Annotated in this window: 13 protein-coding genes and 1 pseudogene; 12 read left to right on the top strand and 2 right to left on the bottom strand. The window is 39.6% G+C overall.

Annotated features, from left to right (window positions below):
• The first annotated feature begins 38 nt into the window (after positions 1 to 38).
• The 6 genes and pseudogenes from yycF to PAN07_RS00430 all read left to right on the top strand — a co-directional run.
• Positions 39 to 746: a response regulator YycF gene (yycF, locus tag PAN07_RS00455; protein ID WP_000722072.1), complete on the top strand. Its 708-nt coding sequence runs from the start codon at positions 39 to 41 to the stop codon at positions 744 to 746.
• Complete coding sequence (vicK, locus tag PAN07_RS00450) at positions 739 to 2088, top strand: cell wall metabolism sensor histidine kinase VicK (protein ID WP_269796698.1); 1350 nt, start codon at positions 739 to 741, stop codon at positions 2086 to 2088. Before yycF ends, vicK begins: the two co-directional genes overlap by 8 nt.
• A 1-nt stretch (position 2089) precedes the next feature.
• Positions 2090 to 2899: an MBL fold metallo-hydrolase gene (locus tag PAN07_RS00445; RefSeq protein ID WP_000004961.1), complete on the top strand. Its 810-nt coding sequence runs from the start codon at positions 2090 to 2092 to the stop codon at positions 2897 to 2899.
• A 90-nt stretch (positions 2900 to 2989) separates the two neighbouring features.
• Positions 2990 to 3232: a DUF6290 family protein gene (locus tag PAN07_RS00440; protein WP_031237103.1), complete on the top strand. Its 243-nt coding sequence runs from the start codon at positions 2990 to 2992 to the stop codon at positions 3230 to 3232.
• Position 3233: 1 nt separating this feature from the next.
• Positions 3234 to 3488, top strand: coding sequence for a type II toxin-antitoxin system RelE/ParE family toxin (locus PAN07_RS00435; protein WP_031237105.1), 255 nt, complete (start codon positions 3234 to 3236; stop codon positions 3486 to 3488).
• 15 nt (positions 3489 to 3503) lie between these two features.
• Positions 3504 to 4208: pseudogene (locus PAN07_RS00430) on the top strand (ion channel); the annotation flags it as partial.
• A 37-nt stretch (positions 4209 to 4245) separates the two neighbouring features.
• Here the strand turns inward: PAN07_RS00430 and PAN07_RS00425 are convergent.
• Positions 4246 to 4593, bottom strand: coding sequence for a thioredoxin (locus PAN07_RS00425; protein WP_023947468.1), 348 nt, complete (start codon positions 4591 to 4593; stop codon positions 4246 to 4248).
• Positions 4594 to 4704: 111 nt separating this feature from the next.
• Positions 4705 to 6423, bottom strand: coding sequence for a phospho-sugar mutase (locus PAN07_RS00420; RefSeq protein WP_004254235.1), 1719 nt, complete (start codon positions 6421 to 6423; stop codon positions 4705 to 4707).
• Between the two features lie 153 nt (positions 6424 to 6576).
• Between PAN07_RS00420 and abc-f the strand changes: the two genes are divergently transcribed.
• The 6 genes from abc-f (at position 6577) to PAN07_RS00390 (ending at position 15399) form a co-directional block, all read left to right on the top strand.
• Positions 6577 to 8478, top strand: a complete 1902-nt coding sequence (gene abc-f / locus PAN07_RS00415; RefSeq protein ID WP_269796697.1) for a ribosomal protection-like ABC-F family protein — start codon at positions 6577 to 6579, stop codon at positions 8476 to 8478.
• A gap of 2 nt (positions 8479 to 8480) precedes the next feature.
• Complete coding sequence (locus PAN07_RS00410; RefSeq protein WP_269796732.1) at positions 8481 to 9344, top strand: MutR family transcriptional regulator; 864 nt, start codon at positions 8481 to 8483, stop codon at positions 9342 to 9344.
• A gap of 76 nt (positions 9345 to 9420) precedes the next feature.
• Positions 9421 to 10599: an MFS transporter gene (locus PAN07_RS00405; protein WP_269796696.1), complete on the top strand. Its 1179-nt coding sequence runs from the start codon at positions 9421 to 9423 to the stop codon at positions 10597 to 10599.
• Between the two features lie 92 nt (positions 10600 to 10691).
• Entirely contained in the window at positions 10692 to 12650 is a 1959-nt protein-coding gene (gene ligA, locus PAN07_RS00400) for an NAD-dependent DNA ligase LigA (protein ID WP_084863423.1), read from the top strand.
• Positions 12651 to 12765: 115 nt separating this feature from the next.
• Positions 12766 to 15045, top strand: coding sequence for a type I pullulanase (pulA, locus tag PAN07_RS00395; RefSeq protein ID WP_084863537.1), 2280 nt, complete (start codon positions 12766 to 12768; stop codon positions 15043 to 15045).
• 66 nt (positions 15046 to 15111) lie between these two features.
• A complete protein-coding gene (locus PAN07_RS00390) occupies positions 15112 to 15399 on the top strand; it encodes a hypothetical protein (RefSeq protein WP_192856310.1) in 288 nt (95 codons plus the stop codon).
• Positions 15400 to 15699 lie beyond the last annotated feature (300 nt).

The raw sequence follows: 15699 nt of genomic DNA, 5'->3' as shown, positions 1-15699 counted from the left end.
TATTTTTTTGATATAATAGTAGAGAAAAAGGTGAACAAATGAAAAAAATATTAATTGTAGATGATGAAAAACCAATCTCGGATATTATCAAGTTTAATATGACCAAGGAAGGTTACGAGGTTGTAACTGCTTTTAATGGTCGTGAAGCACTAGAACAATTTGAAGCAGAGCAACCAGATATTATTATTCTGGATTTGATGCTTCCCGAAATTGATGGTTTAGAAGTTGCAAAGACTATTCGTAAGACGAGTAGTGTTCCTATTATCATGCTGTCAGCTAAAGACAGCGAATTTGATAAGGTTATCGGTTTAGAGCTTGGTGCAGATGACTATGTAACCAAACCCTTCTCAAATCGTGAGTTGCAGGCGCGTGTCAAAGCCCTTCTTCGTCGCACGGACTTGGTTTCTGTAGATAATCAAGAATCAGATGAAAAGAAAACCCAACCCTTGCAAATTGGGGACTTGGAGATTGTACCAGATGCTTATGTAGCTAAAAAATACGGTGAAGAACTAGATTTAACTCATCGTGAATTTGAGCTTTTGTATCACTTGGCTTCTCATATCGGTCAAGTAATTACGCGAGAACACTTACTTGAAACGGTCTGGGGTTACGATTATTTCGGAGATGTTCGAACAGTTGACGTAACTATCAGACGTTTGCGTGAGAAGATTGAAGATACACCAAGTCGTCCAGAGTATATCCTAACACGTCGCGGTGTTGGTTATTATATGAGAAATAATGATTGAATTTATTAGAAAAAATATTCTTACTAGTGATTTTATCTTCATTTTAATTTTATTGGGTTTTATCTTGATTGTTACCTTACTTTTGCTAGAAAATCGGCGAGATAATATTCGGTTGAAGCAAATTAATCAAAAGGTGAAAGACCTGATTGCAGGAGACTATTCTCAGGTATTGGATATGCAGGGAAGCTCTGAAATCACTAATATTACCAATAATCTCAATGATTTATCAGAAGTAATCCGTTTGACTCAAGAAAATCTGGAACAAGAGAGTAAACGATTACATAGTATCCTGTCTTACATGACGGATGGAGTCCTTGCGACCAATCGTCGTGGCAAGATTACTATGATTAATGACATGGCTAAGAAACAGCTAGGTGTTCAGAAAGAAGAGGTTCTCAATAAAAGTATTCTAGAATTGCTTAAGATTGAAGATGAGTATGAACTTCGTGATTTGATTACGCAGATTCCTGAACTCATGATTGATTCTCAGGATGACAATGGTGAATATCTGAGCCTTCGTGTACGCTTTGCCTTGGTCCGTCGAGAATCTGGCTTTATCTCAGGTCTGGTTGCCGTTCTGCATGATACAACGGAGCAAGAGAAGGAAGAGCGCGAACGGAGACTCTTTGTTTCTAACGTTAGTCATGAGTTACGGACTCCACTGACTAGTGTAAAATCCTATCTTGAAGCTTTGGATGAGGGAGCCTTGTCAGAACCTGTTGCACCAGACTTTATTAAGGTATCTCTAGACGAAACCAATCGTATGATGCGGATGGTGACGGATCTTCTCCATCTTTCACGTATTGATAATGCAACCAGTCATCTAGATGTGGAACTGATTAACTTTACTGCCTTTATTACCTTTATCCTTAACCGTTTTGATAAGATGAGGGGACCAGACGAAGAGAAGAAATACGAATTGGTTAGAGATTATCCGATTACCTCTGTCTGGATTGAAATTGATACAGACAAGATGACGCAGGTGATTGATAATATTCTCAACAATGCCATTAAATATTCTCCAGATGGTGGGAAAATCACAGTGACCATGAAGACTACTGATGATCAGATGATTTTATCCATCTCAGACCAAGGCTTGGGTATTCCTAAGCAGGATTTACCACGTATCTTTGACCGTTTCTACCGTGTGGATCGTGCTAGAAGTCGTGCCCAAGGTGGAACAGGTTTAGGACTGTCTATTGCCAAAGAAATTATCAAACAACATAAGGGCTTTATTTGGGCCAAGAGTATATATGGTAAGGGTTCAACCTTTACCATTGTGCTCCCTTATGATAAGGATGCAGTGAAGGAAGAAGTATGGGAGGACGAAGTAGAAGACTAGAATGAGTGAAACAGGCTTTAAATACAGTATTTTAGCGTCGGGTTCCAGTGGAAATTCCTTTTATCTGGAAACCCCAAAAAAGAAATTGTTAGTGGATGCAGGCTTATCTGGTAAGAAAATCACCAGCCTACTTGCTGAAATAAATCGCAAACCTGAAGACCTGGATGCTATCTTGATTACGCATGAGCATTCAGACCATATACATGGAGTCGGTGTGTTGGCTCGCAAGTATGGTATGGATTTGTATGCCAATGAAAAGACTTGGCAGGCCATGGAAAATAGCAAGTATCTTGGCAAGGTGGATTCTTCGCAAAAGCATATCTTTGAGATGGGCAAAACCAAAACCTTTGGAGATATTGACATCGAGAGTTTTGGTGTAAGCCATGATGCAGTCGCACCGCAGTTCTATCGCTTTATGAAGGATGACAAGAGTTTTGTTCTTTTGACAGATACAGGTTATGTTAGTGACCGTATGGCAGGAATTGTCGAGAATGCAGATGGCTATCTTATCGAGTCCAACCATGATGTAGAGATTTTGCGAGCAGGTTCTTACGCTTGGCGACTCAAACAACGAATCCTATCAGATCTCGGTCACCTTTCTAACGAGGACGGTGCTGAAGCAATGATTCGGACGCTAGGAAATCGTACTAAGAAAATCTACCTAGGACATTTGTCTAAGGAAAACAATATCAAGGAACTGGCTCATATGACCATGGTCAATCAGCTGGCGCAAGCTGATCTAGGTGTAGGAGTAGACTTTAAGGTTTATGATACCTCACCAGATACCGCAACACCATTGACAGATATATAGAAAGAACGCTAAGAAGGTGTTCTTTTTATATTGACTGAACACCTAAAAAGTAATACAATGGTGTTACTATTAAAAAAGGGAGTGCAAAAGATGACTACTATTACATTAAAAGTTTCTGAAGCTGACAAAACATTTATGAAAGCAATGGCTAAGTTTGAAGGAGTTTCCCTGTCGGAACTTATCCGCACCAAAACTCTTGAAGCTCTAGAAGACGAATACGATGCTCGTGTGGCAGATTTAGCCTATCAAGAGTATTTAGAAGACTTGGAAAAAGGAGTTGAACCCGTTACTTGGGAAGAAATGATGCATGATTTAGGCTTGGAGGATGAATAATTTGTATAAATTAGTTCCAACAAGACGTTTCATCAAGCAATTGAAAAAATTGGATCGTTATACGCAGAAGATAATTACAAACTATTTACAAACCAATGTTTTGGAAGACCCAAGACGACACGGAAAGGCTTTGGTTGGTAATCGCGTTGGTCAATGGCGCTATAGAATTGGTAATTATCGAGTTATCGTACAAATTGTAGATGATGAATTAGTCGTTGCTACTCTAGAAGTTGGTCATCGGAGAGATATTTATTGAATTAAAGTTGAGTATATTCTGGTATTACTTGGATTTGCTGAGATGATTGATTTAGACAGTCCTCCATACAGTATTATTGACTTGCTACTTTGGTTTGTGTTTGTGGTAGATTATGGTTGGCGGTTCTTTTCAAGTAAAGCAAAATGGAGGTTTATACTTGAAAATATCTTTGACTTGTTAGCTATCCTTCCTTTAAATGCCATTTTTACAGTATTGCGATTAGGGCGTATCTTCCGCTTAGCAAGGCTGACAAAATTACTGAAACTGACTCGTTTACTTAGAATAATTGGACTTACAGGTAAATTAGAAAGAAAAATTAGTAGATTCTTACGGACAAATGGCCTGATTTATATCTTGTATGTTAATATTTTTATTGTTCTAGTAGGAAGTTCAATTTTATCTGTAGTTGAAGAAAAATCTTTCTCAGATAGTCTTTGGTGGGCTCTTGTGACAGTAACCACTGTTGGTTATGGTGATATTGTTCCAGTTTCCCTTTTTGGGAAATGGCTAGCTTTTTTATTAATGTTGGTAGGGATTAGTACAATAGGAATGTTAACAAGTGCCTTGACGAACTTTTTTGTAAAAGATAATCCAGATGAACAGATAAAACTTGATAAACTCCAAGACGAATTATCGGGCCAAAGAATATTAATAGAGAAACAATCTGAGAAAATCGAAGAACTGCATCGGATGATACAAGATTTGCTTGAAAAAACGTAATTTTGACCATTTAAAAACCACTCGATGAGTGGCTTTTTTACAATCCAGCGAAATCTTTGATTTCTTGTGCTGACATTGAAGAGTCGCAACGAACATTGATTTGTCCATCTGCAATGTGAACGAAGCCTGGTACAGTTGGGATTCCGTAGCGTGAGCGGAATTCTTGCAACTCATTGAGTTGGCTTGGTTCTTCACTGTTGATGAAGTAGATGTGAGCTTTGGTTTCAGCTACGACACCTGCTAAAGTACCTGCAAATTTACGGCAGTAAGGGCAAGTTTTGCGACCAATAAAGAAGGTTGCAGTTTCTTTTTTATCAAGAGCTTCTTGCGCACGCGCAACTGTAGTGACTTCAAGGTCTTTGATATTATCTAAAAATTGTTCCATGAGATTACCTCGCTTTCATTGATAAGTCTAGTATGCCATAAAGTTTCTAAAATTGCTTAGATTTGATACGAAAAAAAGATGAGATTGGTTGGTCTCATCTTTTATAGGACTTTATTTTACAAAAGCATTGATTTCTGCTTCGATGTTCGCAATCTTAGCTTGTGATTCTTCGTTGGTTTCACCTACAACTGCAATGTAGAACTTGATTTTTGGTTCTGTCCCTGAAGGGCGAACTGCAATCCATGAACCGTCAGCAAGTGTGTATTTCAACACATCACTTGGAGGAGTTGTTAAGTTTGTAACGGTACCGTCAGCAGCAGTAGCAGTTTGAGCCTTGAAGTCTTCTACGACAGTGATAGCTGTTGTGTTCCATTCTTTCGGAGCATTGTTACGGAATTTCGCCATAATCGCTTTGATTTGTTCAGCACCATCGACACCTGAAAGGGTAACAGAAATTGTCTTTTCTGCATAGTAGCCGTACTCTTTGTAGATTTCTTCGATACCGTCAGCTAGTGTTAAACCACGTGAACGGTAGTAGGCAGCAAGTTCTGCAACGACAAGAACGGCTTGGATAGCATCTTTATCACGTACAAATGGTTTAATCAAGTAACCGAAGCTTTCTTCAAATCCCATCATGTAAGTGTGATTGTGTTTTTCTTCGAATTCTTGGATTTTTTCAGCAATGAATTTGAAACCTGTCAAAACGTTGAACATGGTTGCGCCGTAGCTTTCAGCAATCTTCGTTACCAAGTCAGTTGATACGATAGATTTGCAAAGGGCTGCATTTTCAGGCAGAGTTCCGGCATTTTTGTGGGCTTCCAAGATGTATTTTGCCATGATAGCACCGATTTGGTTACCTGAAAGGTTGAGGTAGCTACCATCTTTTTGAAGAACTTCAACACCAACACGGTCAGCATCAGGGTCAGTTGCCACAAGAACATCTGCACCAACTTGACGACCAAGTTCTTCAGCAAGGGCAAAGGCTGCTTGGCTTTCTGGGTTTGGAGATTTTACAGTTGAGAAGTCCGGATCGGCAGTTGCTTGCGCTTCAACGACTTGAACAGAGTCAAATCCTGCTTGGGCAAGAGCACGACGAGCCAACATTTCACCAGTACCATGAAGTGGTGTGTAGACAATTTTCATGTCTTTACCGAATTCTTCAATCAAGGCTGGGTTGATGTTTACGTCCTTAACTTCTTTGAGGTATTCAACATCGACAGCTTCGCCGATAACTTCAATCAAGCCAGAAGCTTTTTCAGCTTCCACATCAGCAACTTCAACTGCAAATGGGTTTTCGATTGCACGGATATAAGTAGTCAAAGCGTCCGCGTCGTGTGGAGGCATTTGTCCACCGTCTTCACCGTAAACCTTGTATCCGTTAAATGGTGCAGGGTTGTGGCTAGCTGTGACCATGATACCTGCGAAACAGTTGAGGTGACGAACTGCAAATGAGAGTTCTGGAGTTGGACGAAGGCTTTCAAATACATAAGATTTGATGCCGTGTTTAGCAAGAACTGCCGCAGATTCAAAGGCAAACTCAGGTGAGAAGTGACGGCTATCGTAGGCAATTGCTACACCGCGTTCTTTTTCGTTTCCACCTTTTGACTCAATCAAACGAGCCAATCCTTCAGTAGCTTGGCGAACAACGTAGATGTTGATACGGTTTGTACCCGCACCAATCAAGCCACGCATACCTGCAGTACCAAATTCAAGATTTGTATAGAAGGCATCTTCCTTAGTTTTTTCATCCATATTTTCCAAATCTTGACGAAGGTAGTCAGGAAGTTCCGCAAAATCAACCCATTTCTGGTAATTTTCTTGGTAAGACATTGAAATTCTCCTTTTTGTAAATTGTTTTAACCGTTCACATTATAGCATTTTTTAGCATTTTAGTAAAACCCTAGCATAATTTACAGAAAAGTAGTGACATATGCCGGTTTATCAAGTCTTGAATGCCTTAGGGAAACATGCTATACTACTCTTATGATTATTTTACAAGCTAATAGAATTGAACGTTCTTTTGCAGGAGAGGTTCTTTTTGATAATATTAACCTACAAGTTGATGAACGAGACCGGATTGCTCTCGTTGGGAAAAATGGTGCAGGTAAGTCTACTCTTTTGAAGATTTTGGTTGGAGAAGAGGAGCCAACTAGTGGAGAAATCAATAAGAAAAAAGATATTTCTCTGTCTTACCTAGCCCAAGATAGCCGTTTTGAGTCTGAAAATACCATCTACGATGAAATGCTTCATGTCTTTGATGACTTACGTCGGACGGAGAAACAACTGCGTCAGATGGAGTTAGAGATGGGTGAAAAGTCTGGTGAGGATTTGAACAAACTGATGTCAGATTATGATCGTTTATCTGAGAATTTTCGCCAAGCAGGTGGCTTTACCTATGAAGCTGATATTCGAGCGATTTTGAATGGATTTAAGTTTGACGAGTCTATGTGGCAGATGAAAATTGCCGAGCTTTCAGGTGGTCAAAATACTCGTTTGGCACTTGCCAAAATGCTTCTTGAAAAGCCAAATCTCTTGGTCTTGGACGAGCCAACTAACCACTTAGATATTGAAACTATAGCCTGGCTAGAGAATTACTTGGTAAATTATAGCGGTGCCCTCATTATCGTCAGCCACGACCGTTATTTCTTAGATAAGGTTGCGACAATTACGCTAGATTTGACCAAGCATTCCTTGGATCGTTATGTGGGGAATTACTCTCGTTTTGTCGAGTTGAGGGAGCAGAAGCTAGCTACTGAAGCAAAAAACTATGAAAAGCAACAAAAGGAAATCGCTGCTCTGGAAGACTTTGTCAATCGCAATCTAGTCCGAGCTTCAACGACCAAACGTGCCCAATCTCGTCGTAAACAACTGGAAAAAATGGAGCGTTTAGACAAGCCTGAAGCTGGCAAGAAATCAGCCAATATGACCTTCCAGTCTGAAAAAACGTCGGGTAATGTTGTATTGACTGTTGAAAATGTGGCTATTGGCTATGATGGGGAAATATTGTCAGAGCCTATCAACCTAGACCTTCGTAAGATGAATGCTGTTGCCATCGTTGGTCCAAATGGTATCGGCAAGTCAACCTTTATCAAGTCTATTGTGGAACAGATTCCTTTTATCAAGGGAGAAAAACGCTTTGGGGCCAATGTTGAGGTTGGTTACTATGACCAAACCCAAAGTAAGTTGACAGCAAGTAATACTGTACTGGATGAACTCTGGAATGATTTCAAACTGACACCTGAAGTTGAAATTCGTAACCGTCTTGGTGCCTTCCTTTTCTCAGGAGATGATGTTAAAAAATCAGTTGGCATGCTGTCTGGTGGGGAGAAAGCGCGTTTGCTCCTGGCTAAACTTTCCATGGAAAACAATAATTTTTTGATTCTGGATGAGCCGACCAACCACTTGGATATTGATAGCAAGGAAGTGCTAGAAAATGCCTTGATTGACTTTGATGGAACTCTTCTATTCGTCAGCCATGACCGTTACTTTATCAATCGTGTGGCAACTCATGTACTGGAATTGTCAGAGAATGGATCAACTCTCTACTTGGGAGATTACGATTACTATGTTGAGAAGAAAGCAGAAGTAGAAATGCTTCAGGCTGAGGAAGCTTCAACTAGCAATCAAGCAAAAGAATCAAGTCCAGTTAATGACTATCAAGCTCAGAAAGAAAGTCAAAAAGAAGTTCGCAAACTCATGCGACAAATCGAAAGTCTAGAAGCTGAAATTGAAGAATTAGAAAGTCAAAGTCAAGTCATTTCTGAACAAATGTTGGAAACAAACGATGCCGACAAACTGATGGAATTACAGGTTGAGCTGGACAAAATCAGCCACCGTCAGGAAGAAGCGATGCTTGAATGGGAAGAATTATCAGAGCAGGTGTAAAAATGGAACATCTTGGAAAAGTATTTCGTGAATTTCGAACAAGTGGCAATTATTCCTTAAAGGAGGCTGCAGGCGAGTCCTGTTCAACTTCTCAGTTATCTCGCTTCGAGCTTGGGGAGTCTGATCTAGCAGTTTCCCGTTTCTTTGATATTTTAGATAACATTCATGTTACAATCGAAAATTTCATGGACAAGGCAAGGAATTTTCATAATCATGAACATGTTGCCATGATGGGACAAATTGTACCCCTTTACTACTCAAATGATATTGCAGGTTTTCAAAAGCTTCAAAGAGAACAACTTGAAAAGGCTAAGAGTTCGACGAATCCCCTTTATTTTGAGCTGAACTGGATTTTGCTACAAGGTCTGATTTGTCAAAGAGATTCGAGTTATCATATGGAGCGGGATGATTTGGATAAGGTAGCAGATTATCTCTTCAAAACAGAAGAATGGACCATGTATGAGTTGATTCTTTTTGGAAACCTCTATAGTTTCTACGATGTGGACTACGTCACTCGAATTGGTAGAGAAGTGATGGAGAGGGAGGGATTTTATCAAGAAATTGGTCGCCATAGAAAACTGGTCTTGATTTTAGCCCTTAATTGTTACCAGCATTGTTTAGAGCATCTTTCTTTTGACAATGCAAGATATTTTGAGACTTATACAGAGAAGATTATTGGTAAAGGTATTAAACTTTATGAGCGTAATGTTTTCCATTATTTAAAAGGTTTTGCCTTGTATCAAAAGGGACAGTGTAAAGTAGGCTGTAAGCAGATGCAAGAGGCCATGCATATTTTTGACGTGCTAGGTCTTCCAGAGCAAGTAGCCTACTATCAGGAACACTACGAGAAATTTGTCAAAGATTAATTTTCCCAAATATGGGAAAAATGAGAAACTCCTCCAAGTTTTGATACAATAGTTTCAAAATTTGAGAGGAGTTTTTATGAATCGCTATGCCGTACAGTTGATTAGCCGTGGAGCTGTTAACAAGATAGGGAATATGCTCTATGATTATGGAAATAGTGTCTGGTTGGCTTCCATGGGGACTATCGGACAGACAGTTTTAGGAATGTATCAGATTTCTGAACTGGTCACATCTATTCTCGTAAATCCTTTTGGTGGAGTCATTTCAGACCGTTTTTCTCGTCGTAGGATTTTAATGGTGACAGACCTTGTTTGTGGGATTCTTTGTCTGGCTATTTCTTTCATAAGGAATGACAGCTGGATGATTGGCGCTTTGATTTTTGCCAATATTGTGCAGGCTATTGCTTTTGCCTTTTCTAGACCTGCAAATAAGGCCATTATCACAGAATTGGTAGAGAAGGATGAACTGGTCCTCTACAATTCTCGTTTGGAGTTGGTCTTGCAGGTTGTCAGTGTGAGTTCTCCTGTACTTTCTTTTCTGGTCTTACAATTTGCAAGTCTCCATCTGACGCTCTTACTAGATGCTTTGACTTTTTTTATAGCATTTGTTCTAGTGGCCTTACTTCCAAAAGAAGAACCAATGGTTCAAGATAAGAAACTTTTTACTGGTAAAGATATTTTTGCAGATATCAAAGATGGCTTGCACTATATCTGGCATCAAAAAGAGATTTTCTTTCTCCTGTTAGTGGCTTCCAGCGTTAATTTCTTTTTTGCGGCTTTTGAGTTTTTGCTTCCTTTTTCAAATAAACTATATGGAGTAGAAGGAGCTTATGCGACTATCTTAACCATGGGTGCGATTGGCTCCATCATTGGGGCTCTTCTAGCTAGTAAAATTAAAGCTAATGTTTATAATCTTTTGATTTTACTAGCTTTGACAGGTGTCGGAGTTTTTATGATGGGATTACCACTGGCAACTTTTCTTTCCTTTTCTGGAAATTTAGTTTGTGAATTGTTTATGACGATTTTTAATATTCACTTTTTTACTCGAGTACAAACCAAGGTTGAGAGCGAATTTCTTGGGAGGGTACTGAGTACAATTTTTACCTTAGCTATTCTATTTATGCCTATTGCAAAAGGATTTATGACAGTCTTGCCAAGTGTACATCTCTCTTCTTTCCTGATAATTGGAAGTGGTGTTATCATCTTGTCTTGTATATCGTTTATTTATGTTCGAACTCATTTTGAAAAATTGATATAAAGCTGCTTGAGTTTTAAAAATAATTCCAATCTAAGTATTTTTTCCGCTCTTCTCGTTTGTGAGGAGGGCTTAGTTTATGGTAAAATGGTCTTATGAATAAAAGAATGAATGAGTTAGTCGCCGTGCTCAATCGTTATGCGACTGAGTACTATACCAGCGACAATCCGTCGGTTTCAGACAGTGAGTATGACCGTCTTTATCGTGAGTTGGTTGAGTTAGAAACCGCCTATCCAGATCAAGTATTAGCAGACAGTCCGACCCATCGTGTTGGTGGCAAGGTTTTAGATGGTTTTGAAAAATATAGTCATCAGTATCCTCTTTATAGTTTGCAGGATGCTTTTTCACGTGAGGAGCTTGAAGCTTTTGATGCGCGTGTTCGTAAGGAAGTGGCTCATCCAACCTATATTTGTGAGCTGAAAATCGATGGCTTGTCTATCTCGCTGACTTATGAAAAGGGGATTCTAGTTGCAGGTGCAACGCGTGGAGATGGTTCTGTTGGGGAGAACATCACAGAAAATCTTAAGCGTGTTAAGGACATTCCTTTGACACTACCAGAAGAGTTAGATATCACTGTTCGTGGGGAATGTTACATGCCACGCGCTTCTTTTGACCAGGTTAATCAAACTCGCCAAGAAAATGGAGAGCCTGAATTTGCCAATCCTCGTAATGCGGCGGCAGGAACTCTGCGTCAGCTGGATACAGCAGTAGTTGCCAAGCGTAATCTTGCCACTTTCCTCTATCAAGAAGCTAGTCCGTCAACTCGTGATAGCCAAGAAAAGGTTTTGAAGCACCTAGAACAGCTCGGTTTTGTAGTCAATTCTAAACGAATTCTGGCTGAAAATATGGATGAGATTTGGGATTTTATCCAAGAAGTAGGACAGGAACGAGAGAATCTACCTTATGATATAGATGGGGTGGTGATTAAGGTCAATGACCTAGCAGATCAAGAAGAACTTGGCTTTACTGTTAAGGCTCCAAAGTGGGCAGTAGCCTATAAGTTTCCTGCTGAGGAAAAAGAAGCTCAACTCCTGTCGGTTGACTGGACAGTAGGCCGTACGGGTGTTGTGACCCCAACTGCCAATCTGACTCCTGTTCAGCTTGCTGGAACAACAGTTAGCCGTGCGACCTTGCACAATGTAGATTATATTGCTGAAAAAGATATCCGCAAAGATGATACGGTTATCGTCTATAAGGCTGGAGATATCATCCCTGCTGTCTTGCGTGTGGTAGAATCCAAACGGGTTTCTGAAGAGAAACTAGATATCCCTACAAACTGCCCAAGTTGTGATTCTGACTTGTTGCACTTTGAAGATGAAGTGGCCCTCCGTTGTATCAATCCGCGTTGTCCTGCTCAAATCATGGAAGGCTTGATTCACTTTGCCTCTCGAGATGCTATGAATATTACAGGCCTTGGTCCATCTATTGTTGAGAAACTATTTGCTGCTAATCTGGTTAAGGATGTGGCAGATATTTATCGTTTGAAAGAAGAAGATTTCCTCCTTTTAGAGGGGGTTAAGGAAAAGTCTGCTGCTAAACTGTATCAAGCCATTCAAGCATCTAAGGAAAATTCTGCCGAGAAGCTCTTATTTGGTTTGGGAATTCGCCATGTTGGAAGCAAGGCCAGTCAGTTGTTACTTCAACATTTTCACTCGATTGAAAATCTGGCCCAAGCAGATCCAGAGGAAGTGGCTAGTATTGAGAGTCTGGGTGGTGTGATTGCCAAGAGTCTTCAGACTTATTTTGCGATAGAGGGCTCTGAAATTCTTCTCAGAGAATTGAAAGAAGCTGGGGTCAATCTGGATTATAAAGGTCAGACAGTAGTAGCGGATGCGGCCTTGTCAGGTTTGACCGTTGTATTGACTGGGAAATTGGAACGTCTCAAACGCTCAGAAGCTAAAAGTAAACTCGAAAGTCTGGGTGCAAAAGTAACAGGCAGTGTTTCTAAAAAGACCGACCTCGTTGTGGCAGGAGCAGATGCTGGAAGCAAACTTCAAAAAGCACAAGAACTTGGTATTGAGGTTCGAGATGAAGCTTGGCTAGAAAGTCTGTAATGATAGTTTAAAACCAGAGTTTAGAAAGTATAACTAGTTTGTTAATCGGAACAAAATCGGTCAAGAATTTTTTAGTGAAACAAAAATAAATTAAGAATAGAAAATGGAAAAAACAATGTATAACTACCCTATGCGCATTCATTACCATCGCAAGAATGGTGAATACGACACTTGCTCTTTTGTAAAAAGTCAGGACCAGCGAATTGATTTGCTGAGCTACAAAGAAGATTATTTTGGCGCCTTATTTAGTTTTGAACACCCAAGTGCTCATGCCCTAGAAAGCTTGAATTTTGTGGTTCATACAGGTCAAACCAGTAAAGAATATGCTATCCGTTTTAATCACTATCCTCTTTTAACAGAGGTATGGATTTTGGAAGGGGATGACAGGATTTATTATTCTGAAAATCCTGCTATTGCCAGTCCTTTCTATAAGAATCAAAATCCTTTTGCCTTTGATAAGGCTATTAACAGTGCCAGTTTTGACCATCATTGGGGTTACCAAGGAGAATTGGGTTGCCGTGTAGAGGACAATCAGGCTCATTTCGCTCTCTGGGCTCCAACAGCGACAGAAGTGCAGGTTGTCGTTTATGAATCAGCTACTAATGATGCACCTGTTTGGAAAACTTTTGAGATGGAGCGAGGCAATAGCTACTCTTATAACCATAAAGACAATACAATCGGTGTCTGGAGTTTGGATGTTGAGGAAGATTTGACTGGTAAGGCTTATCAGTATCAAGTCCAATTCCCTCATCACCAAACCTTGACACGCGATCCTTATACCATCGCGACCAGTCCTGATGGCAAACGTTCAGCTATTCTAGGCCATGCAGAAAAGCAAGTTGAAAACTTCGAGGTCAAGCACGGTTCTGAGGCTACTTGGCGCTTGGAAAATCCATGTAAGGCAGTTATTTGCGAAATGCATATTCGTGATTTGACTAAATCACCGACCTCAGGTGTGGATGAACATCTTCGAGGAACTTTCTTGGGTGCTGCTCAGACTGGGACAGTTAACCAGTATGGCCAAGCAACTGCTTTTGATTACATCAAGAAGATCGGCTACAATTATGTTCAGTTGCAACCAATTGCAGATCGTCACAAAGAATACGATGAGGATGGAAATGTAACCTACAACTGGGGTTATGACCCACAAAACTATAACGCACCAGAAACAAGTTTATCAACCAATCCAAATGATCCAGCTCAGGTCATTCGTGATTTGAAGACCATGGTTCAAGCTTATCACGATGCGGGTATTGGTGTTATTATGGATGTGGTCTATAACCATACCTTCTCAGTTGTTGATGCACCTTTCCAAACAACTGTCCCTGATTACTATTATCGTATGAATCCAGATGGTACCTTCCAGAATGGAACGGGTGTTGGAAATGAAACTGCCAGTGAACACGAAATGTTCCGCAAGTATATGATTGATTCTCTTCTATACTGGGTACAGGAATACAATATTGACGGCTTCCGTTTTGACTTGATGGGGATTCATGATGTCAAGACTATGCAGATGATTCGTCAGAGTTTGGATGAAATCGACCCTAACATTATCCTCTATGGAGAAGGATGGGATATGGGAACAGGCCTAGCGCCTTATGATAAGGCTAAGAAAGACAATGCCTACCAGATGCCAAATATTGGTTTCTTTAATGACAATCAGCGTGATGCTGTCAAAGGTGGAGAAGTTTATGGTGCTATCAAGTCAGGTTTTGTTAGTGGTGCTGCTACAGAGCCAATTCTAGCCAAAGCAATTCTAGGCAGTCGTGAATTAGGATCATATATTCGTCCAAATCAAGTTCTAAACTATGTCGAGGCCCATGATAACTACAATCTTCACGATTTGTTGGCAACCCTTCATCCAGACCAAACTTCCGAGCAAATCATGCGCAAGGTCGAAACTGCCACAGCCATGAATCTGCTTATGCAAGGGATGGCCTTTATGGAAATCGGTCAAGAATTTGGCCGTACCAAGCTGCTTGCGACAGGTGAAAATGGTGAGTTGACTCATGATGATAGAGAGCGTGCAATGAATAGCTATAATGCTCCTGACAGTGTGAATCAAGTCAACTGGGATTTGATCAATGAACGTCAAGACAGCATTGAATTCATTCGTCAAATTATTCGATTGAAGACAGAAACCAGTGCCTTTTCTTACCCTACTTATGATGAAATTTACCATCATGTCTTTGTTCATTCAGCTCACGAACATAGTGGTTGGATTGTCTATGAGATTCAAGGGGAAGAACATTTATTGGTTGTATTTAATGCTAAAGGGCAAGACTTCCAGTTTGAAAATGCAGGGAACCTAGAACTCTTGGTGACCAATAGCCATTTAAGTGATAAAGACATGGTTGGTGGCGTAAGTGCCAGCGTCTTTAAAGTTTTGTAGAATAGATTTACAATTTTATTTTTGAATGTTATATCAGAATATTTTTAAAAAATTAAAGGCTTTTCTATGGATAGTGATGTTTTTTTAGATTATTTTTTGAAATCACTTAGGTTTCATCTTGGTGATAGGTGTAAGGATATTGGATTTATAGAGTTTGTTAAAGATGAAAATAATAGTTTTATTATTATAAAGGATTATATTTTAGAATCATTAGTAGTGTTGTCAAATATTTTGAGTAAGGAGAGGATTGTGTTTTCTTGTGGGGTTATTCATAGTAAGGGGGGAGTTACTGGAGTAGAAGTATGTATGAATGTATTAGAGTTAGAAAGATTAAATAATTTGTATAAGATATAGTTTTGAAGAATATTAAAAAACATAATGGCAACTGTCTATGTAGGATGTGTGGAGTTGATAGTATCAATGTTTCCTAACGAAGTAAAGTATAGTGCGTTATACTTTACTTGGAAGAGGTGCCGAAAATATGCTAAACTACTATAAAAACAATAAAATCAGGAGATTCGTTTCCTGATTTATTTTTTTACTTAAAATTATATTTTTGTTAGCTAAATAACGAACTTTATGATAGTATTATAAAAAACAATTCGTTTTCAAAGCGTTTCTGAAAATTTCTTGATTTACAAGTGAACACATCAG

The sequence above is a fragment of the Streptococcus sp. SM5 genome (assembly GCF_027497975.1).
This window is presented reverse-complemented; position numbering and strand designations above follow the sequence as displayed.

Coding starts and splice junctions, on each gene's coding strand:
- abc-f (WP_269796697.1), top strand. CDS start 6,577: ATGATTATTTTACAAGCTAATAGAATTGAACGTTCTTTTGCAGGAGAG.
- PAN07_RS00440 (WP_031237103.1), top strand. CDS start 2,990: ATGACTACTATTACATTAAAAGTTTCTGAAGCTGACAAAACATTTATG.
- PAN07_RS00445 (WP_000004961.1), top strand. CDS start 2,090: ATGAGTGAAACAGGCTTTAAATACAGTATTTTAGCGTCGGGTTCCAGT.
- pulA (WP_084863537.1), top strand. CDS start 12,766: ATGTATAACTACCCTATGCGCATTCATTACCATCGCAAGAATGGTGAA.
- yycF (WP_000722072.1), top strand. CDS start 39: ATGAAAAAAATATTAATTGTAGATGATGAAAAACCAATCTCGGATATT.
- PAN07_RS00410 (WP_269796732.1), top strand. CDS start 8,481: ATGGAACATCTTGGAAAAGTATTTCGTGAATTTCGAACAAGTGGCAAT.
- PAN07_RS00425 (WP_023947468.1), bottom strand. CDS start 4,593: ATGGAACAATTTTTAGATAATATCAAAGACCTTGAAGTCACTACAGTT.
- PAN07_RS00390 (WP_192856310.1), top strand. CDS start 15,112: ATGGATAGTGATGTTTTTTTAGATTATTTTTTGAAATCACTTAGGTTT.
- PAN07_RS00420 (WP_004254235.1), bottom strand. CDS start 6,423: ATGTCTTACCAAGAAAATTACCAGAAATGGGTTGATTTTGCGGAACTT.
- ligA (WP_084863423.1), top strand. CDS start 10,692: ATGAATAAAAGAATGAATGAGTTAGTCGCCGTGCTCAATCGTTATGCG.
- vicK (WP_269796698.1), top strand. CDS start 739: ATGATTGAATTTATTAGAAAAAATATTCTTACTAGTGATTTTATCTTC.
- PAN07_RS00405 (WP_269796696.1), top strand. CDS start 9,421: ATGAATCGCTATGCCGTACAGTTGATTAGCCGTGGAGCTGTTAACAAG.